General features: G+C 68.1%; 19 protein-coding genes and 1 pseudogene. 13 read left to right on the forward strand and 7 right to left on the reverse strand.

Going from position 1 to position 19809, the window contains the following annotated elements:
• A pseudogene (locus ACPCJR_RS24505) lies at positions 1-83 on the forward strand (IS5/IS1182 family transposase); the annotation flags it as partial.
• A gap of 45 nt (positions 84-128) precedes the next feature.
• A complete protein-coding gene (locus ACPCJR_RS24510; RefSeq protein WP_391515992.1) occupies positions 129-428 on the forward strand; it encodes a type II toxin-antitoxin system Phd/YefM family antitoxin in 300 nt (99 codons plus the stop codon).
• 307 nt (positions 429-735) lie between these two features.
• On the opposite strand, the gene ACPCJR_RS24515 is transcribed toward ACPCJR_RS24510, so the two are convergent.
• The gene (locus ACPCJR_RS24515) at positions 736-2154 is read right to left on the reverse strand and encodes a hypothetical protein (protein WP_391515990.1); all 1419 of its coding nucleotides are present in this window, start codon (positions 2152-2154) and stop codon (positions 736-738) included.
• 293 nt (positions 2155-2447) lie between these two features.
• Here ACPCJR_RS24515 and ACPCJR_RS24520 point away from each other — a divergent pair, with 293 nt between their 5' ends.
• The 7 genes from ACPCJR_RS24520 (at position 2448) to ACPCJR_RS24550 (ending at position 8119) form a co-directional block, all read left to right on the forward strand.
• Positions 2448-3113 (forward strand): hypothetical protein, encoded by a 666-nt coding sequence (locus ACPCJR_RS24520; RefSeq protein ID WP_391515988.1) that lies wholly within the window; start codon positions 2448-2450, stop codon positions 3111-3113.
• On the forward strand, positions 3100-3543 hold the full coding sequence (locus tag ACPCJR_RS24525) for a transcriptional regulator (RefSeq protein ID WP_391515986.1): 444 nt from the start codon (positions 3100-3102) through the stop codon (positions 3541-3543). Before ACPCJR_RS24520 ends, ACPCJR_RS24525 begins: the two co-directional genes overlap by 14 nt.
• Before the next feature lie 89 nt (positions 3544-3632).
• Positions 3633-4343: a di-trans,poly-cis-decaprenylcistransferase gene (locus ACPCJR_RS24530; RefSeq protein ID WP_391515984.1), complete on the forward strand. Its 711-nt coding sequence runs from the start codon at positions 3633-3635 to the stop codon at positions 4341-4343.
• 75 nt (positions 4344-4418) lie between these two features.
• The gene (locus ACPCJR_RS24535; protein WP_391515982.1) at positions 4419-4949 is read left to right on the forward strand and encodes an ankyrin repeat domain-containing protein; all 531 of its coding nucleotides are present in this window, start codon (positions 4419-4421) and stop codon (positions 4947-4949) included.
• Positions 4950-5034: 85 nt separating this feature from the next.
• Entirely contained in the window at positions 5035-6540 is a 1506-nt protein-coding gene (gene glpK / locus ACPCJR_RS24540; RefSeq protein WP_391515980.1) for a glycerol kinase GlpK, read from the forward strand.
• Positions 6540-7700, forward strand: coding sequence for an alpha/beta fold hydrolase (locus ACPCJR_RS24545; RefSeq protein ID WP_391515978.1), 1161 nt, complete (start codon positions 6540-6542; stop codon positions 7698-7700). The genes glpK and ACPCJR_RS24545 overlap by 1 nt, the downstream gene beginning before the upstream one ends.
• 155 nt (positions 7701-7855) lie before the next feature.
• A complete protein-coding gene (locus ACPCJR_RS24550; RefSeq protein WP_391515976.1) occupies positions 7856-8119 on the forward strand; it encodes a hypothetical protein in 264 nt (87 codons plus the stop codon).
• Between the two features lie 328 nt (positions 8120-8447).
• Here ACPCJR_RS24550 and ACPCJR_RS24555 read toward each other — a convergent pair whose 3' ends face one another.
• On the reverse strand, positions 8448-9587 hold the full coding sequence (locus tag ACPCJR_RS24555) for an HPP family protein (RefSeq protein ID WP_391515974.1): 1140 nt from the start codon (positions 9585-9587) through the stop codon (positions 8448-8450).
• Positions 9588-9758: 171 nt separating this feature from the next.
• Positions 9759-10319: a TetR/AcrR family transcriptional regulator gene (locus ACPCJR_RS24560; RefSeq protein ID WP_391515972.1), complete on the reverse strand. Its 561-nt coding sequence runs from the start codon at positions 10317-10319 to the stop codon at positions 9759-9761.
• 110 nt (positions 10320-10429) lie between these two features.
• Between ACPCJR_RS24560 and ACPCJR_RS24565 the strand changes: the two genes are divergently transcribed.
• Positions 10430-11713 carry an MFS transporter gene (locus ACPCJR_RS24565; RefSeq protein ID WP_391515970.1) on the forward strand — a complete coding sequence of 428 codons (1284 nt, stop codon included), beginning with the start codon at positions 10430-10432 and terminating at the stop codon, positions 11711-11713.
• Between the two features lie 4 nt (positions 11714-11717).
• Here ACPCJR_RS24565 and ACPCJR_RS24570 read toward each other — a convergent pair whose 3' ends face one another.
• The 4 genes from ACPCJR_RS24570 to ACPCJR_RS24585 all read right to left on the reverse strand — a co-directional run bounded on the left by ACPCJR_RS24570 (position 11718) and on the right by ACPCJR_RS24585 (position 16510).
• Entirely contained in the window at positions 11718-12476 is a 759-nt protein-coding gene (locus ACPCJR_RS24570) for a glycerophosphodiester phosphodiesterase family protein (RefSeq protein ID WP_391515968.1), read from the reverse strand.
• Positions 12473-12946, reverse strand: coding sequence for a RidA family protein (locus ACPCJR_RS24575; RefSeq protein WP_391515966.1), 474 nt, complete (start codon positions 12944-12946; stop codon positions 12473-12475). The genes ACPCJR_RS24570 and ACPCJR_RS24575 overlap by 4 nt, the downstream gene beginning before the upstream one ends.
• A gap of 85 nt (positions 12947-13031) precedes the next feature.
• Complete coding sequence (locus tag ACPCJR_RS24580) at positions 13032-15194, reverse strand: peptidase domain-containing ABC transporter (protein WP_391515965.1); 2163 nt, start codon at positions 15192-15194, stop codon at positions 13032-13034.
• Positions 15191-16510, reverse strand: a complete 1320-nt coding sequence (locus ACPCJR_RS24585; protein WP_391515963.1) for an HlyD family secretion protein — start codon at positions 16508-16510, stop codon at positions 15191-15193. Before ACPCJR_RS24585 ends, ACPCJR_RS24580 begins: the two co-directional genes overlap by 4 nt.
• Positions 16511-17024: 514 nt before the next feature.
• On the opposite strand from ACPCJR_RS24585, the gene ACPCJR_RS24590 reads away from it, so the two are divergent.
• From ACPCJR_RS24590 to ACPCJR_RS24600, 3 genes are all read left to right on the forward strand, one after another.
• Complete coding sequence (locus ACPCJR_RS24590; RefSeq protein WP_391515961.1) at positions 17025-17243, forward strand: hypothetical protein; 219 nt, start codon at positions 17025-17027, stop codon at positions 17241-17243.
• A gap of 272 nt (positions 17244-17515) precedes the next feature.
• Positions 17516-18415 carry an AraC family transcriptional regulator gene (locus tag ACPCJR_RS24595; RefSeq protein ID WP_391515959.1) on the forward strand — a complete coding sequence of 300 codons (900 nt, stop codon included), beginning with the start codon at positions 17516-17518 and terminating at the stop codon, positions 18413-18415.
• A 200-nt stretch (positions 18416-18615) separates the two neighbouring features.
• Positions 18616-19806 (forward strand): aspartate aminotransferase family protein, encoded by a 1191-nt coding sequence (locus ACPCJR_RS24600; RefSeq protein WP_391515958.1) that lies wholly within the window; start codon positions 18616-18618, stop codon positions 19804-19806.
• Positions 19807-19809: the final 3 nt, after the last annotated feature.

Below are 19809 nucleotides of genomic sequence, written 5' to 3' on the forward strand. Positions count from 1 at the left end.
CCGTCGCCACACGCTACGAGAAGACCGCCGTCAGCTTCGCCGGTGTCCTCTGCCTCGCCGCAACGCTCGATTGGCTCAAGTGACAACAGGCCCTAGCTTCAGCACGTTTTCAGAGCAGGGAGACCGTCATGAAAACGGTCAGCCTCCGCGAGGCCGAGGCGGATCTGTCGCGGCTGATCGAGGCGGCGTCGCGCGGCGAGCCGTTCGTGATCGCCGAAAATGGTCGGCCTCTGGTGCGGGTCGTGTCCGCGGACGTCGAGTCGCCGCGCACGCGACGTATCGGATTCCTCGCCGGACAGATCTCGGTGCCGGACGACTTCGACACGATGTTTCAGGACGAGATCATCCGGTTGTTCGAGGGCGAAGAGGCGGTAGCCCATAGTCCCAAGCCGTTTCGCCCGCGAACCTTCCGCCAAAAATTGACGTAGGCACAAGTCCTGGCTAGCGACGTAAGAGCGTGAACCAGCGGGATTGGGCAGTTGCGCGCCGAGATTGAGGGCAACGAGGCTATCGACTCATATATTTTAAGTGCCTCACAAAACTCCCGGTCACTGATGCCTCTCGCTGTGGCGGCGGAAGCGCGGCGGGAGTTTTGTAAGAGACACTTAAAAGAACATCATCATTAAATTTTTTTACAGTACGCCAGCAGGATTGTTATCTGCCCGAGCCTAGAAACTACGAGATATTTTAGCCTTATTATTTTATATTGATTGCGCAACCAGAGCATCAAGTTTTTCAATGAATTTTTTCTGACTTTTCTCCTAGCGTGTCAGAATTCTGCATAACAATAGAAGGAGTGTTCTTGATCAGATCGGCCTCAAAAACATCTCTGAATGCAGATATAAATCTTTCGTCTTTCCTCATTTCACGAAATACGGGCCATATTCTATAATTCTCTGCATCGATTTCTTTGCTGTTAGGGCCAATATGCCTAATCAGCCTTGCAACCTCATCGATGTCTCCGCGGGCCGATGCCGCGCAAATTTTAAAATTATCGCCGACCGCAGACCAATCCTCATTATCAATTACTTTATGAGCTTCGGCAGCCCGGCCTTGGAGCCTAATTGCAGTCGCAAGATTGACAACCATCATACGACGAGTTCGATCCGCACCTCCTTTTTTCAACACCTGAACACTAAATGTCAAAATTGCTTCAGCAATTGAATAGGCGCCATTGAATATCAAATCGAAGCACATCTCATTCAAAACAGTATCCGCCCGCCGACTTTCATCTTTCAAAAATTTTCTCCACATAACATAACACAATTTAATTCCAAGCTCATAAACTACTTCCACGCTTTCGGAAAAATATTTTGGATTTATTTTTACCTTGCTTCCGACCGCAGAATCTGAGATAGAGCATTTATGGGTCATGCAGTTTTTTATATATTGCTGTGAGATGACGCCGCCTGTATGCGTCAACAAATTTCGTCGTTCGCACAATTCAATGAATGCGGGCCATATTTTTAGGCCTTCTTTTAGCTTTATATCTAGATTTTTTTCCATCCAAGCAAATTGGTCATGATGGCTTTGTCTTATAACGTTCTCAACTTCTTTGTCTATAAGATATGATCGCGCATCGTCGATTGTTGAAAAAGCGGATATTTCCGTATATGGTATGTTCTTTTCAGATTTGAATATAATTTCATCATGGTTTTTGAAAATAACCCTGAGTAAATTTGATAGAAACGCGTCGTATGAGCTTATTAATCCAATAATCATTACCTCAGGTATGTGACTTACGCCGCGGGCTGCAGCTACTATTTCGCCCTGATACATTGTAAATTCTCTGAAGTGTCCGATATTTACCTCATAAATAGTTTTATTTTCATCAGAGTAGTCGTCAATGATTGTTCCATTTCTCGCTGCAAATTTTTCTATTTTCTTTCCGCTTACAGTCGATACTATAGTAGGGGCAAGGCTAAGTGTAATTGGTATGAAGCTTCTATAAGTTTCCATCATAGATGTGTATGCTCGAAATACACTTTCAAAGTCTAGATTCGCGTGAATGTTATTTTTTGATTCATCTTTGGCTAAATCTACACCACCTTCAGTCTTTGATGCATCTTCGGCCGTGGCTGCGCTTGAGTGTCCAATAATCTCCTCATCTTCTTTAAAAATACCAACGTAAAATTTCCGCCCGTTTCCGCTCATATCTCCTCCTTTTTCAATTTTTCTATTACGCAAGCTTGGGCGTAAGAGCGTCCTGCATCAAAAAAAATTTCAAAATATTATACAATTGCAGCTCGTTCCTCCCTTTAGGCCGACCTAGGTTTATCAGCGCAAGCCTGTGCGGTCCAGCAAGCCTCTGTAACTCTAGGCGATAGGCTCGCTTTAGATATGTTTGTTTTTCGAGTCAGGTGAGGGGCGGGCGTCACACTTGACGGCTCTGCATCCGCGTGTACTTTGCAGCGCAAAGCACGCTTCGACGCGGGAAGCTGAACCCCATGCGTGAGACCCCAGGCGACCTCGACCGGGCGCTCGCCGATATCGTGGCGATCCGGATGCAGATCGCCCGGGACACGGCCTTTCGCGGCCTCGGCGCGGCGACGCTGGCCGCCACCGGCATCCTCGCCCTCGTCGTCGCGGGCGGCCAGGCCCTGCTCTTCGACGACCCAACGGCCCGGCCGGTCGCCTTCTTCGGACTGTGGATCGCCGCCGCCGTCACCGCCTGCCTCCTGATCGGCTTCGAGGCGGTGCGCCGCTCGCGCCGGGTCCATTCGGGCCTTGCCGACGCCATGGTGTTCAACGCCATCGAGAGCTTTCTGCCCGCGGGCGGGGCGGGATTGTGCCTGGGGCTCGTCTTCGCCCGCTTCGCGCCGGACCAGCTCTGGATGCTGCCCGGCCTCTGGCAGGTGCTGGTCGGGCTCGGCCTGTTCGCCTCCGCCCGCATCCTGCCCCGCACCGTTCCGCTGGCCGCCGCGTGGTACCTGCTCGCCGGGCTGGCGGTGCTGGCGCTCGCCAGCGAGACGCGCCACCTCTCGCCGTGGCTGATGGGCCTGCCCTTCGCGGTCGGCCAGGGGCTGCTCGCCATCCTCATCCACCGTCAGTCGGGTCACGGCGAGGGCGTCGCCGACGGGTGCACCGATGGAGACGCCGATGCCGACCGCTGAGCGGCCCGAGGCCCGCTTCTCCTACGAGGGGCTCGACCGGATCATCCACGAGCGGGCGCGGCTCTCGGTGCTGACCTCCCTGGTCTCGCATCCCCGCGGCCTCGCCTTCCCCGACCTCAAGCGCCTGTGCGGGCTCACCGACGGCAATCTCAGCCGCCACCTCGCGGTGCTGCAGGAGGCCGACCTCGTCAGCCTGGAGAAGGGCTACGACCAGAACCGCCCGCAGACCCTCTGCCGCCTGACGCCCTCCGGGCGCACCCGCTTCCTCGATTATCTCGGGGTGCTGGAGCAGGTGGTGCGCGACGCCGCCAAGGCCGCGGGCCGGCCGGAGAAGAACGCGGGCGCGCAGAACCCGGCCGGCCGAAGCCAGCCGGCCGAGGGCGACCGTCCCACCGGCCACAATCGATCCGGACTCGCCGAACCCGCCTGACGGGCGGCGAGAGACATTTCGAAACCGGCCCCGCCGACTTCCTCCCACCATCCTCATCCCAGCGCCTTCCGCCGTCCGGAGACTTTACGATGCAAAGCCCTCTCGATCGCAGATCCGGTCTGCACGCGGCGATCATCATGGACGGCAACGGCCGCTGGGCCGGCGGCCGCGGCCTGCCCCGGAGCGCGGGTCACCGGGCCGGAGTCAAGACGATCCAGCGGGTGGCCGAGGCCGCGCCCGATCTCGGCATCGGCACGCTCACCCTCTACGCCTTCTCCAGCGACAACTGGCGCCGCCCGGCCGAGGAAGTCGGCGGGCTGATGCGGCTGCTGCGGGCCTATCTGCGCGGCGAGACCGAGCGGCTCGCCCGCACCGGCACGCGGCTCACGGTGATCGGCCGCCGCGACCGGCTGCCGGCGGGCATCCCGGAGGCGATGGCCCGCGCCGAGGCCGCCACCGCCTCCGGCGAGCGCCTGCACCTGCGCATCGCCGTCGATTACTCCTCGCGCGACGCCATCCTCGCGGCCGCCGCCCGCCTCGGCCCGGATGGCCTCAGCCGCGAGGGCCTGACCGGCGCCCTGGGGGCGGACGGGGACGTGGACCTGCTGATCCGCACGGGCGGCGAGAAGCGCCTCTCCGACTTCCTGCTCTGGGAGGCGGCCTATGCGGAGCTGCACTTCACCGACCGGATGTGGCCGGATTTCAGCGCCGCCGACCTTGCCGCGGCGGTCGGCGACTTTGCCGCCCGCGACCGGCGCTTCGGGGGCCTGAATCGGCCCGGCCTGCCCGAAGCCGCCTGAGGCCACCGCTGGACGAAGCCCCGGACGGCGCCACATGCACGGGTTCGACCCCGCCACGAAGCCTCGAAAAGCACCATGCAGGCCGATCCGAACGCCGCACCGCCCGCTCTCGACGACGAGACCCTCGCCTTCGCCGCCCGCGTCTTCCAGTATGCCCGGATGGGCCATGCCGACGAGCTGGCCGAGTTGTTCGGCCAGGGCCTGCCGGCGAACCTGCGCAACGACAAGGGCGACAGCCTCTTGATGCTCGCCGCCTATAACGGCCAGGAGGCGGCCACCCGCGTCATCCTGGAGGCAGGGGGCGATCCCGAACTCGCCAACGACCGGGGGCAGACGCCGCTCGCCGGGGCGGCCTTCAAGGGCGACGCGTCCATCGTGCGGCTGCTGCTGGAGCGCGGCGCGCAGGTCGACGGGGCGGGCGACGGCAGCCGCACGGCGCTGATGGTGGCGGCGATGTTCGACCGCACCGAGATCGTCGAGCTGCTGCTCGCCCACGGCGCCGACACGGGCAAACGCGACGCCTCCGGGATGAGCGCGGCCGACATGGCCCGGCAGATGGGGGCGAAAGACACCCCGAGCCAGTTGGAACGGGCGCAAGGGGGCTGACCGGTTCCGGCGGAGACCGCCTCGTGTAGGATCGAAGCGCGCGCCGGGTGCGAGTCCCGGGCGCGAAAAAGCCGGGAGGAACGCCATGCCGGAGGCGGTCGGGGCGATCGACCAGGGCACGACGAGCACGCGCTTCATCGTGTTCGACCGGCGCGGGACGATCCTCGCGCAGGCCCAGCGCGAGCACGAGCAGATCTTTCCCCGTCCCGGCTGGGTCGAGCACGATGCGCGGGAGATCTGGCGCAACACCCACGCGGTGATGCGCGAGGGGCTGGCCCGGGCCGGGCTCGCGCCGGCGGATCTGGCCGCCATCGGCATCACCAACCAGCGCGAGACCGCCGTGCTGTGGGACCGGCACACCGGCGAGCCGCTGCACAACGCCCTCGTCTGGCAGGACACCCGCACCGACCGGCACGTGGCCGCGCTCGCCCGCGACGGCGGCCGCGACCGCTTCCGCGCCGTCACCGGCCTGCCGCTGGCGAGCTACTTTTCGGCCTCCAAGCTCGCGTGGCTGCTCGACCGTGTTCCGGGCGCGCGGGCCAGGGCCGAGGAGGGCGATGCCCTGTTCGGCACGATCGATTCCTGGCTCGTCTGGAACCTCACCGGCGGCCCGCAGGGCGGCCTGCACGTCACCGACGTGACGAATGCCAGCCGCACGCAGCTGATGTCGCTCGAAAGCCTCGACTGGGACGAGGCCATGCTCGGCGTGTTCCGCATTCCCCGGGTGGTGCTGCCGCGGATCGTCTCCTCCAGCGGCGTTCTGGGCGAGGCCCGCGACCCGTTTCCCGGCGTACCCGTCGCCGGCATCCTCGGCGACCAGCAGGCGGCCCTGTTCGGGCAGACCTGCTTTGCCGCGGGCGAGGCCAAGAACACCTACGGCACCGGCTGCTTCGCCCTGATGAACACCGGGCCTCAGCCCGTCGCCTCGACGGCCGGGCTCGTCACCACGGTCGCCTACCGGCTCGCGGACCAAGCGCCCGCCTACGCGCTGGAAGGCTCCATCGCCATCACCGGGGCCCTGGTACAGTGGCTGCGCGACAATCTCGGGCTGATCGGCGCCTCGAACGAGATCGAGGGGCTGGCCCGCAGCGTCGAGGACAATGGCGGCGTCTACGTGGTGCCGGCCTTCTCCGGCCTCTACGCCCCGCACTGGCGCGACGACGCACGCGGCCTCATCATCGGGCTCACCCGCTACGCCAACCGGGGCCACATCGCCCGCGCCTGCCTGGAGGCGACCGCCTACCAGACCTGCGAGGTGCTGGAGGCGATGGAGCGCGATTCCGGCATTCCGGTCGCGGAGCTGCGCTGCGACGGCGGTATGACGGTCAACGACCTGCTGATGCAGTTCCAGGCCGACATCCTCGACCGGCCGACCCTGCGCCCCAAGGTTTCGGAGACGACGGCTTTGGGCGCGGCCTATGCGGCCGGCTTGGCGACAGGTTTCTGGCGCACCCTCGAAGATCTCAGGGACAACTGGGCGGTCGATCGGCGCTGGCATCCGCATCTCGATGCGTCCGAACGCGGCGCGTTGTATGCCGGTTGGAGCCGGGCGGTGGAACGTTCGTTCGGATGGATCGAGGAGGACGCTTGATGGGTGCTCGGATACGCTCGCTACGGACGGTTCTCCTGGCGGCCGCGATGGCGCTGCCGCCGCTCGCCGCCGGCCTCGCCCCGTCCGCGGCGATCGCCGCGCCGGCCGCCGCCTATCCCGGCCAGCGGGAGGGCGACCACGTCGTCGAGAACTTCAAATTCGCCAGCGGCGAGAGTCTGGACAAGCTCAAGCTGCACTACACCACCCTCGGCACGCCCCATCGCGGCCCGGACGGCGAGATCGACAACGCCGTGCTCGTCCTGCACGGCACCACCGGCACCGGAAAGAGCTTCCTGATCCCGACCCTCGGCCCGGAGCTGTTCGGCGAGGGCGCGCCGCTCGACGCGCGCCGCTGGTACGTGATCCTGCCCGACGGGATCGGCCGCGGCGGCTCCTCGAAGCCCTCCGACGGGCTCAAGGCGCGCTTCCCCCGCTACGGCTACGGCGACGTGGTGGAGGGCCAGTACCGGGTCGTCACCGAGGCGCTCGGGGTCAAGCACCTGCGCCTCGTGCTCGGCACCTCCATGGGCGGGATGCAGGCCTGGATGTGGGGCGAGCGCTATCCCGGCGCGATGGACCTGATGATGGCGGTGGCGAGCCAGCCGATCCCGGTGAGCGGGCGCAACGCCCTGTGGCGGCGCCTGCTGATCGAGGGCATCCGCACCGATCCCGCCTGGAAGGGCGGCGACTACACCGAGCAGCCGCGCAACTTCGAGCGCATCCTGCCGATCTTCAACATCATGACCGAGAGCGTGCTCGGCCTGCAGAAGCAGGCGCCCAGCCGCGCGGCGGCCGACAAGACCTACGACAAGATGGTCGCCGGCTACGAGAACAAGGCCGACGCCAACGACTGGCTCTACTGGTTCGATTCCTCCTACGACTACGACCCCTCGCCGGACCTGGAAAAGATCACCGCCAAGGTGCTCGCGGTGAACTTCGCCGACGACGAGTTGAACCCGCCCCAGCTCGACGTGATGAACGCGGCGATGGCCCGGGTGAAGGACGGCCGCTTCGTGCTGGTGCCGACCTCGACCGAGACGCATGGTCACCAATCCCTGCGCTTCGCCAACCTGTGGAAGACCCATCTCGCCGAGTTCCTGGGGCATCCCAAGACGGCGACGCAGGGCAAAGACTCCCCGGAGGGCCCCGGCCCGCAATAGGGCTGCGGCCGAACGGGGGGCCATCCGCGACCCCTGTCGCGGGCGGCCTGTCGCGATCGGTCGGTCATTTGGCAGGAAACGCCGCGGCCGCGGGCTGGAACACGGCCGGCGCGCCGGGTTATGTTTGTATCGGCAAAACGAAAGGGAGCGCTCGAATGCCTGACCGGTCCGCGATCGAGGCGGCGAAGGGGCGGCGTCATGCCCGCAGATCGCCGCTTCGCTCCTGGCAGAACGAGCCTTCGCAGGAGATGGTCCGGCGCGCCGCGTTCAACCGGTTTTCCTACAGCGGCGGCTATGACGGCTACGAAGGGCGCATGATGCTGACGCCGGAGGCGAAGGCCGAGGCGAGGACCCGCCCCGCCGCCCCGGACCCGATGCGGCGCGCCGAGGGCGGACGCGCGGGCGAGGCCGAGCGCTAAGTCTCAGGGGGCGGGGGCGGATCGGGCGCCCCGTCGACGAGCGGATTTCCAGCTCGACGGGTCGAGCGGAAAGCCCGGTTACGGCTTACGCAGGCGATGGACCTGCCATGTCAGCATCATGCTCGACGCCATCAGGGCGGCGTAGAGCAGCTGAAGGAGCAGCGGATTCTCGTGCATCGGCTCGGTCCTGCGGAGGCGCCCGGTAAGCCGAGGTTCCCGCAAATTCCAGGCCAACATCCACGCAACTGTGTCGAACGATCCCTCTCCGAGGGCCGGCCCACCGGCCGTGGGGCCGGCGCGCTGACGAGGCTGCGCGACCGGGCAGGCCCTACGACACCGTCGCGGCGGGCGGCGCGAAGGCCTTGGCCGAGAGCAGGCGCGTCAGGGTCGCGAGCAGGTCGGTCTGGGTGACGATCCCCAGAATGCGTCGATCCTCGGCGACGACCACGACCGCGTGGGTGCGGCCGTCGGTCAGGGCATCGGCCAAGCCGACGACCGGCTCGTCCGGCCGCGCCGTGCGGGCCTCCGACATCAGCTCCGCGATACCGCCCTCGCCCTGGAGCGTCAGTTCCCGCAGGCCGACCGTACCGAGGAGGCGCCCGGCCTCGTCGACCACCGGCAGCGTCCGGATGTTGTGGGCCATCAGGAGCTTGCGCACCTGCTCGACGCTGTCAGTGCGCCGGATGGTGACGACGTCGCGCGACATGATCTCGTCGCAGGTGAGATCGCCCTGCGTGCGCACGAGCGCCTGATGCTCGACCTGCCGGAGCAGGCGGTCGAGATCGGCGCGGTCGATGTCCAGCGTCTCGTGGAAGGCGACCAGGGCCGCGTCGACATCCTCCGCCCGGAAGCCGACCCGGAGCGGGGCGGGGAGATCCGCGGTTCCGTGCGTGTTGACCGGCGCCGGGGCCGGGACGTGCGGGTAGTTGCGGCGGGAGATCTTGTGGAAGGCGATGCCGAGCACGACGAGGATGATCGAGTTCAGGCAGACCGGGAAGAGGGGGAACGTGAACCCGGCATTGGTGACGGCCGGGCCGCCGATGAGCGCGGTCAGGGCGGCGGCGCCGCCGGGCGGGTGGAGGGACCGGGTCAGCGACATCGCCGCGATGGCGAGCGAGACGCCGACGCCGATCGCGATCACCGGATCCGGAATCAGGTGAGCGGCGAGCACCCCCATGAAGGCGGAAATCGTGTTGCCGCCGATGACCGACCAGGGCTGGGCGAGCGGGCTCGCGGGCACGGCGAAGATCAGCACCGCAGAGGCGCCCATCGGCGCGACGATCAGCGGAATGTGCGGGCCTTCCCCGAAGAACCAGCCGCAGATCAGGCCGGTGAGCGTGATCCCCGCGAGCGCGCCCAGGCAGGCGATCAGGCGCTCGCGGAGGGTCGCGCCCGCCAGGATCGGCCTGAACAGCTGGAACCTGGGCGGTTTTCCAGCGCGCTGTTCCGGACTCACGGTGTCGGGCATTCCCGGCCTGTCCTTCGCTCGATCGGGCCGCTCACGAAGCCGCGCGCTCCCTTGAGCGGAGGCTCCGCCTGCCGGCCCGAGACTCTGGTATACAAAATACAGATTGGCGGATCCGGGCCGGAATTGCAACGCGCTTAGGCACTCTGCCCGCCCGCGAGGCAAGCTCGGACGCTACGTCGTCCGGGTTGCGTCACGCTTCGTCCAGGCCGGCCGCTGGGTCGCGCGGGCCAGCAGGGTCGAGCCCACCATGGCGGCAAAGAGGCTCTGCAGGCGCTCCTCCGCCTCGGCCGTGCCGTCACCCTCCGCGCCTTCGGCGAAGGTCTCGAACAGCGTGCGCACGCCCTCGCGAAAACTGCACTGCATCGGATCGTCGGCGTTCCGGCGCGCGGCGTCGGGCGCGAAGGCGATCATCGGGCAGGTCCGGTTCGGCGGCCGGACGGTGGCGTAGTGCTCGGTGATCGCGGCCGTGGTGCTCCGGCCTTCCCGTGCCGCCTCACGCGCCACGCTCCGCCACGTCTCGGCCGCGCGCGCGAAGGCGAGGGCGCAGGCCTCCGCGGCCAGCGCATCCTTGCTCGGAAAATGACGGTAGAAGCCGCCCTGGGTCAGCCCGGCGGCCTTCATCACGTCGGCGATGCCGACCGCCTCGACGCCCCGCGCACGGAACAGGTCGCTCGCGACCTGCACGATGCGGGCGCGGTTCTCATCGGCCTGAGCCCGGCTCGATCGCCCCATCACGCTTGTCCAAAAATAGAGGTTGATAGACCGCCAAAACCATCTTAGAGGTCGATAGACCGCTATTCAAGAGCACCAGCCGCCTCGGTCGCTCCAGGGGAGCCTTCAGCATGAGCACCAACCCGAAGGCGCCCGCGCAGGGTGGCGTGTATTACGGCTGGGTCGTCGCGGCGGTGACCTTCCTGACCATGCTGGTGACCGCCGGCGCCGTCGGCGCGCCGGGCGTGCTGATCGCACCCTTCGAGCGGGAATTCGGTTGGTCGAACGCCGAGATCTCGTCGGCCCTGGCCGTCCGCCTCGTCCTGTTCGGGCTGCTCGGGCCCTTCGCGGCGGCGTTCATGAACCGCTTCGGCGTGCGGCGCGTCGCCAGCGTCGCGCTGGTGCTGATCGCGCTCGGGATCGCGGGCTCCTTCGCCATGAGCCGGGTCTGGCACCTGCTGCTGTTCTGGGGGCTCGTCGTCGGCGTCGGCACGGGGCTGACGGCGATGGTGCTCGGGGCGACGGTGGCGACCCGCTGGTTCGTGGCCCGGCGCGGCCTCGTGCTCGGCCTGCTCTCGGCCAGCACGGCCACGGGCCAGCTCGTCTTCCTTCCGCTGCTCGCCGCGCTGACCGAGCGCTACGGCTGGCGCGCAGCGCTCTCCCTGATCCTCGCCATGCTCCTTGTCGCGACGGTCGCCGTGCTGGTCCTGATGCGGGACCGGCCCTCGGATCTCGGCCTGCGCCCCTACGGCGCGACCGGCGACGCGCCGCCCCCGCCGCGGCAGGGCTTTGCCGCCATGCTCGCCTCGCCCCTGGTCGCGCTGCGGGAGGCCTCGGGCTCGGTGACCTTCTGGGTTCTGTTCGGCACGTTCTTCGTCTGCGGCGCCAGCACCAACGGGCTCGTTCAGACGCATTTCGTGTCGCTGTGCGGCGATTATGGGATCGGCACGGTCACGGCGGCGGGCCTGCTCGCCGTCATCGGGCTGTTCGATCTGGTCGGCACCATCGGCTCGGGCTGGCTCTCGGACCGCTACGACTGCCGCTGGCTGCTGTTCTGGTACTACGGCCTGCGCGGCCTCTCACTCCTCTACCTGCCCTTCTCGGACTTCAGCTTCACCGGCCTCTCCGTCTTCGCCGTGTTCTACGGGCTCGACTGGGTCGCGACGGTGCCGCCGACGGTGAAGCTCACCGCCGACCGCTTCGGCAGCAACGCCAACCTCGTCTTCGGCTGGATCTTCGCCGGCCACCAGCTCGGCGCGGCCACCGCCGCCTACGGCGCGGGCTTCAGCCGGACCGTCTACGAGACCTACCTGCCCGCCTTCTTCGCGGCCGGGGCGCTGTGCCTGTTCGCCTCGGCGGCGCTGATGCTGATCCGCGACCGCCGCCCCGTCGCCGCCGCGGCGGCCTCCGCGTGAGGCCTCAGGGCCGGAAGCCCTCGAACACCATCTGGTCGGCGTGCTCCTGCGCCAGGGCCCGCTGCGCCTCGGTGCGCACCGTCCAAGTCATCACCGGCATGTTTCCGAGCCGGCGGCAGAGATAGGGCACCGGCCCCGGCAGGTCGCCCACGCGCCAGGACAGGAAGTGCGGCCGGCTCACGTGGAGATGGAGCAGGCCCGACAGCTCGGCCCGCAGCGAGGGCGTGAGCCGGGCGTAGTGCGGATCGTCCTGGCTCGCCTCGGCGACGATTCCCCTGGGCAGGTCGGGCGCGATTTCGGCCAGCGTCGCGACGATGCCCGGATCGAAGGATTTCAGCGCGATCGGCGCGTCGAGCCCCGCGACGATCTCGGCGGTGCGGCGGGTGAGGCGCCGGTCGCCGTCGAAGCGCGACTTGATCTCGACGATCACCGGCACGCGGCCGGCGATCCGTGCCAGGAAGTCCGGAAGCGTCGGGATGCGCTCCCCCGTCTCGGCGATCGTGAGCCGGCCGAGTTCGGCGGCCGTGCGGGCCTCGACCGGGTCGGTCTCCCCGGTGAGGCGCCCGAGCGCCTCGTCGTGGAACACCATCGCCTCGCCGTCAGCGCTGAGCTGCACGTCGCACTCGATGGCGTAGCCGCCCACCACCGCGGCCTCGGCCGCCGCCAGCGTGTTCTCGGGGATGCCGGCAGCGCGATCGTGCAGGCCGCGATGGGCGATCGGACGGGCGGTGAGCCAGTCCGGCGCCCGAGGGGTCGCGCTCACGCGACCTCGAACATCGCTTCGACCTCGACCGCCGCGTCGAGGGGCAGTTCGGCGACGCCGACGGTCGAGCGGGCGTGCCGGCCGCGATCGCCCAGCACTTCGACCATCAGGTCGGAGGCGCCGTTCATGATCGGCGCCAGGCCGGCGAAGCTCGGCACGGCGTTGATGAAGCCGCCGAGCCGCACGCATTGCACCACGCCGTGGTCGAGGTCGCCCACCGCCGCTTGGACCTGGGCCAGCACGTTGAGCGCGCAGAGCCGCGCCGCCGCCACGCCCTGCTCGGGCGAGACCTCGGCGCCGAGCTTGCCCTTGTGGGCGGGATCGAGCGTGCCGTCCGGACCGAAGCAGATCTGGCCGGAGATGACCACGAGGTTGCCGGTGCGGACGTAGGGCACGTAGTTCGCCACCGGAGCCGCCGCCTTCGGCAGCTTCAGCCCGAGTGCCTCCAGACGTTCCTTGACCGTGTTCATCGCCTGATCTCCCCAAGCCTGTTCGCTGCGGGGGTCTGAGCACGGGGGCGGGGCGACTCGCAAGGGGAGGGACCGGGGCGTGCGTTCAGCCGACGATCTCCTTGAGCTGCGCCGCCGCCCGCGCCTCGGAAAAATCGTAGCGCAGATCGGCATGGGCGACCGTTGCGGGCCGGTGGGCGACGATGACCCGGGTCATCTTCAGGTCGCGGAGCGCGGCGGCGATCACCGCCTCCGTCGGCTCGTCCAGCGCGCTCGTGGCCTCATCCAGAAAAAGGATCTCCGGGCGGCGGTAGAGGGCGCGGGCGAGGATCACCCGCTGGCGCTGGCCGCCCGAGAGGGTCGAGCCCATGTCGCCCACCAGCGTCTCGAAGCCCATCGGCGTGCGGGCGATGTCGGCGAGGATCGCCGCGCGCGCCGCGCATTCGCGGATCCAGCCGGGATCGGGCCGCTCGTCGAAGCAGGCGATGTTCTCGGCGATCGAGCCGGCGAACAGGCCGTCGTCCTGCATCACCCCGGCGATGCGGGCCCGGTAGGCGGCGAGCCCCCCGGCGCGGATGTCGCGCCCGTCGACCAGCACCGCGCCCTCGGTGGCCGGCAGCAGGCCCATCAGGATCTTCATCACGGAGCTCTTGCCGCAGCCCGACGGCCCGGTGAGGGCGAGGCTCGCGCCCGGCGCCACCTCCAGGCCGAGATTGCGGAAGACCCAGGGCTCATCGTCGCCGTAGCGCAGGGACAGGCCGACCGCGCGCAGACCCGCCGCACGCGCAGGCGGACGCTCCCCGGCGGGCAGGAGGGCGGGCGCCGCGACCGGCGTCGCCCCGGCAGGCGAGGCGGCGGCCTCCTCCGGCTCGGTCATGACGATGTCCGAGAGGCGGTCGGTCTGCACGTTGAGCATCCTGAGCTCGAAGCCCGACTGGATCAGGTTGCCGATGCGGGTGGAGAACTGGTCGCGATAGGCCAGGAAGGCCACCAGCATGCCGAGCGTCATCGACTGGTCGATCACGGCCCGCGCGCCCAGCACCAGCAGGATCAGCCGGTCGGCCCCGAACAGGAACTCGTTGCCGCGCCCGAACACGAGGTCGAGCCGCTGCAGCCGCAGGCGCGCGTTCAGCGCCTGGACGAACTGGTTCATCCAGGTGCCGCGGCGGCGCTCGCGCAGATTCAGGAGCTTGACGCTCGCCATGCCGCGCACGGTCTCGATGAAGTGGCTCTGCTGGCGCGCCTCCGCGACGATCGCCTCCTCGGTGCCCTCCCGGTAGGCCTTGTAGGCGATGATCCGGAGGCCGGCGTTGAGCGCGGTGGCCGCGAGTGCCACCAGCGCCAGCCAGCCGCCGTAGAGGAACAGCATGATCAGCATGCCGACCGACATCAGCCCGTCGAGCAGGGCCTGGACGAGATCGGTGGTGATGCCCTTCTGGATCGTGGCCAGCGTGCCGAAGCGGGAGATCACGTCGCCCACATGCCGCTTCTGGAAATAGTCGAGCGGCAGCCGGGAGAGATGGTCGAACAGCGAGCCCGACCATTGATAGTTCAGCTTCGTGCCCGTGAGCATGATCGCCCAGGTGCGGGCGATGCCGAGCCCCAGTTGCAGCACGAGCAGGAGGGCGAGCCCGAGCGCGACGACCAGCAACAGGTCGAGGTCGCCGTTCACGATCACCTCGTCGATGACGATCTGCGAGGCGATCGGCATCAGGATGGCGATGAGTTCGATGCCGAGCGACAGCACCAGGATCTGCGCCATGGCCCCGCGGATGCCGGCCATGCCCCGGAACAGGTCGGACAGGGCGAGGCCCTTCTCCGCCTTCTCCCGTACGAAGCTCTGGTTGGGCGCCACCTCCAGCGCCACCCCGGTGAATTCGCGCGAGGCTTCCGCGAGGCTCAAGGTCCGCCGTCCGCGGGCGGGATCGTGGATCACGATCTCCCGGCGGCGGACCGCGGCCAGCACCACGAAGTGGTTGAGGCCCCAGTGCAGGATGCAGGGCAGGCGCAGGCGGCCGAGATCGGCCATCTCGATCCGCAGGGCCCGGGTGGTGAGGCCCATGCTCCCCGATAGGTCCATGAGGCTTCGCAGCGTCATGCCCTTGAGCGAGAGGGCGTGGCGGGCGCGCATCCCGCCGAGATCGACGTGGCGGCCGTGATAGCCGAGCACCATCGCGAGGCAGGCGATGCCGCATTCCGCGGCCTCGGCCTGGAGCAGGACGGGCAGGCGGCGCCGGAACCCGAATTGCAGATCCGACAGCAGGCTCATCGGGAGACCTCCGGGCCGCCGCCCTGCGTCACGAGATCGACGCTGCGCTTGACGTGGTAGAGGGGGTCGAGGAGCCAGCGGTAGAGCGGGCGCTTCTCCAGGGCGATGTCGGCCTCGACCCGCATCCCGGCCTCCAGCCGCCGCTGCTCGCCGTAGGCCGTGACGCTGTCGGCGTCCGGCCGCACGATGATGCGGTAGACGCCCCCGTTCCCCGCATTCTTACCCGCGCCTCTGGCGGCATCCCGCACCGCCTCCGGCTGGCCGCCACCTTCGCTCTCCAAGGGCGCGCGGGTCACCTCCGTGACGCGGCCGCCATGCAGGCCGAAGCGCTGGAAGGGGAAGGCGGCGTAGCGCAGCATCACGGCCGCCCCCGGCTCGATGAAGCCGATCGCGGAGGAATCGACGAAGAGGTTGGCCTGAAGCCGGCCCTCGCTCGGCAACAGGGTGAGCAGGCTGGCGCCCGCTGCCACGGTCTGCCCGGCCTGGGCGCGGATGGAGGTGAGGATGCCGCGCTCCGGCGCGCGCACCTCGATGGCGCGGCGCGCCTCGCTCTCGGCCCGCTGCTGTTCGAGTTGCGCGGCGGTGCGGTCGAGTTCGGCCAGATCGCGGGCCAGGGTCTCGTCGAAGGTGGCGAGCTTGGCCCGCAGGTCGCCGAGCTTGCCCTCGACCTGCAAGCCGCCCTGGCGGAACTGCGCGAGCTGCGAGGTCGCCTGGAGGTAGAGGTAGTTCTGGCTTTGGAAATCCGCGGCGCGGGCAAAGCCCCGGGTCACGAGGTCGGCGAGTTCGTCGGCCCGGGCTTTCAACGGGGGCACGAGCTTTTCCTGAAGCGCGAGTTGCTCCTCGATCTTGGCGCGCTGCGCCTCCAGATTGGCGACCTGCTCGCGCAGGCCCTCCTTCTCGGCGGTGGCCATGGCCGCGCGGGCGGCGCGCTGGCGCTCCACGCTCTCGCGCTGGCGGCCGAGCTGGGCGATCACCCGCTCCTGCGTCGGACCGCTCGCCGAGACCGCATCGAGGTCGATCGTGAAAAGGAGCTGGCCGCGCTCGACCCGCTCGCCCTCCCGGACGCCCGAGGCGCTAACCCGGCCGGCCAGCGGACTCGCCACGGTGATCAGGCCGATATCGGGCGCGAGCAGGCCCTCGGCATGGATGCGGCGCGTGTAGCTGCCGAGCCAAGCGTAGAGGCCGACCAGGGCCACGAAGGCGAGGCAGAGCCCGCCCACCACGCGGATCGGCAGGGGCTGCACCACCTGGGCCTCGCCGAGCCACGCGCTCTTGCGGGCCTCGGCGACCTCACGACGGAACAGGGGGGCGTTCACGAAAAAAGCCTTCTCGGATGCTGCGACGGGCGGCGCGGTTCGGGCTGCGGCGACCGGCCCACCTGCGTTGTTCTGACGCAGGTGCGTCATAATCCGCAACGGAATCAGTTTTTTAGGCCAGCTGCCGTAGCGGCCGGCTCCGTCGCGCCGGCCTGCGTCAATTTTTGTCCCCCGATCCGATGCAACCGGCTCCGACCCACCCGGACCGAGGACGCGCCGTCCCGACTCCGGCTCCCGAGGCACGCGAGAAGAAGCGGAGACAGCGGACGGCTGCGCTTCGGCCCCGGCCTCGCGGCGCGGATGCCACCATCGGTCGTGATTGGGGAGAGCAAGATATGTCCATCCATCGGTTTCCGTCTCGATCCGTGAGGAGCGTATATCGCGGCCCGGGTTGCCTGCTGAGATAATATCCGTACCTTATCCAACAGAGCAGCGCATCGCCGCGGCTCTTATTCCATAGGAAGACAGAAATACAGAACGTTCTTCCAGTATCGCTCGGACTAAGGAGAAAGCCATGCAGCAGAACATCGACACCGTGCGCGAGCTCAACGCGGCGGAGCTGGATCAGGTCGGCGGCGGGTTGTCTCTCGGCCTCGGTCTCGAACTGGACCTGAGCAACGAGCTGGGCGCCGTCTCCGGCACTGTCGATCAGGTGGGCGGCCTCGTGGGCGGCACGCTCGACAGCGTGCTCGGTGCCGTCGGCGGCCTGCTGGGCGGCGTGCTCGGCAAGTAAGCGGATTTCCCGGCCCGGTCGGCTTCGAGCCGGCTGTGCCGTCCTGCGGAAGCGGTCGACCCCGCCGCTTCCGCGGGACCCTTGCCGTTCGCAGGTGCCCGCCGCGTTCGGAATGCGGGCGGCCTTTGAGCGGTCGACCTTGGAACGGCCCTCCGAGGCGGGTCGTTCATCCGCGTCGGGGCGCAAGCTCCGCCCGCCGTCCCACGGGGACGGAAAGAAGAAGACGTCGTCCGCCCGAAGCGCGGCAAAAACCCGGGAGAACGAAGCGGCCGATGAGCGTTCCGTTCGTCAACGCATCCGTGCAGGGCGACCTCAGCGCCCCGCCCGACCAGATCTTCGGCCAGATCCCCGCGAGCGGCCTCGACGGCATCGCCTTCCTCGACTTCGCCTACGAGTCGGAGGGCTGCAGCACGCACCGCGTCGACGGCCTCCTCGTCGGAACGTGGCAAGGAACCTTGCGCGGCGGCAGGCGCACCCGCCTCGCCTTCAGCGGCAGTGCGACGGATGAGCGGTCCGACGAGCGGGCGGGCGAGGCATTCGTGCTGCGCGGCCCCGGCTATGCCGGCACCACCTGCTGGAGCGGAGCCTGCCGGGGGCGCTACCTCGCCTTCATGCCGGCGGCGGTCGAGCGGATGACGGGGGCGCCGCTCTGCCAGACCCGGATCGATTCGCTCACCTGCGACCTCGCCGAGCGCATGACCGTGTTCCACCTGCTGGCCGCCCTGGGCCAGGAGGCGGGCGGCCACGACAGCGCCGCGGACGCGCTGCTGGTCGACAGCGTGGCGCTGGCGGTGCTGCGCGCCTCCGGTGCCCTGTCGGAGCCCGCCCCGCGCAAGAGCGCGGCGCTCAGCCCCCGGCAGGCCCGGCAGGTGCGCGACCTCGTGGCCGCACGGCTCGGTACGCCGCTCTCGCTGCGGGAGATGGCCGAGGCCGCCGGGCTGAGCGAGAGCTACTTCGTGCGTGCCTTCAAAGGCTCCTTCGGGGTGACGCCCTATCAATACGTGCTGCGCGAGCGCGTGACCCTGGCCCAGTCGCTGATCCGCTCCGGTACCGTCTCGCTCAGCGAGGCGGCGGCGCGCGCCGGCTTCCCGGACGCGCGGCGCATGGGGCGGACCTTCCGCAAGATGGTCGGCCGCTCGCCGACGGGATCGACGCGGCTGCAGCGGGCCTGACCGCGAAAGGCGGGTGCCGGACGGCACCGCGGCGGGACGAATCAGGCCGATCGGGGCGCGATGCGCCGCCTCCGCGCCGCGCCGAGATTGACAGAAGCGCCTCGTTTCTTAGTAATCGCGCCCGTGCCGCCCGTCCCCCGAGGCGGCACTTTCTTTTGGCGATACTGCCCCCTGGATCGTGCCCGAGGAGACGGACCCGCGTGACCTCCGCCCTGCTGCCGACCTATGCCCGCGCCCCGATCGCCTTCGAGCGAGGCGAGGGTGCATGGCTGGTCGCCGAGGACGGCACCCGCTACCTCGATTTCGGCGCCGGCATCGCCGTCAACGCGCTCGGCCACGCGCATCCGCACTTGGTCGAGGCCCTGACCGCGCAGGCGCAAAAGCTCTGGCACACCTCGAACCTGTTCCAGATCCCGGAAGGGGAGCGGCTGGGGCGGCGGCTGGTGGACGCGACCTTCGCGGACGTGGCCTTCTTCGCCAATTCCGGCGCCGAGGCCAACGAGGCCGCCATCAAGACGGCGCGCAAGTACCACGCGGCCGGCGGCCACCCGGAGCGCTACCGCATCATCACCTTCGAGGGCGCCTTCCACGGCCGCACGCTCGCGACCATCGCGGCCGGCGGCCAGCAGAAGTACATTGAGGGCTTCGGCCCGAAGGTCGAGGGCTTCGATCAGGTGCCCGTCGGCGATTTCGCGGCGCTCGAAGCCGCGATCGGACCGGAAACCGCCGCCCTGATGATCGAGCCAATCCAGGGCGAGGGCGGCCTGCGGGTGATCGCGAGCGCGATGCTGCGGCGCCTGCGCGACCTGTGCGACGCGCACGGCCTGCTCCTCATCATGGACGAGGTTCAGACCGGCGTCGGACGGACCGGCAGGTTCTTCGCCCACGAATGGTCGGGCGTGACGCCGGACATCATGAGCGCGGCCAAGGGCATCGGCGGCGGCTTCCCGCTCGGCGTCTGCCTCGCCACGGCCGAGGCCGCCCGCGGCATGACGGCCGGCACCCACGGCACCACCTTCGGCGGCAACCCGCTCGCCATGGCGGTCGGCAACGCCGTGCTCGACGTGGTGCTGGCCCCGGGCTTCCTGGCGCATGTCGAGCGCATGGGCCTGCTGCTGACGCAGAAGCTCGCAGGCCTGATCGACCGGCACCCGCACGTCTTCGCCGAGATGCGGGGGCAGGGACTGATGCGGGGCCTGAAGCTCAACCTGCCGAACACCGAGTTCACGGCGGCCGCCCGCGCGCGGCACCTCCTGGTGATCCCGGCGGGCGACAACGTGGTCCGCCTCTTGCCGCCGCTGATCGTCGGCGAGACGGAGGTGGACGAGGCCGTGACCCGGCTCGAGGCCGCGGCGACCGATCTGGAGGCGCAGATGCGCGGGGCCGCCTGAGGG

The organism is Methylobacterium sp. NPDC097929 (assembly GCF_049543375.1).
In the GTDB taxonomy this organism is placed as follows: Bacteria; Pseudomonadota; Alphaproteobacteria; order Rhizobiales; family Beijerinckiaceae; genus Methylobacterium.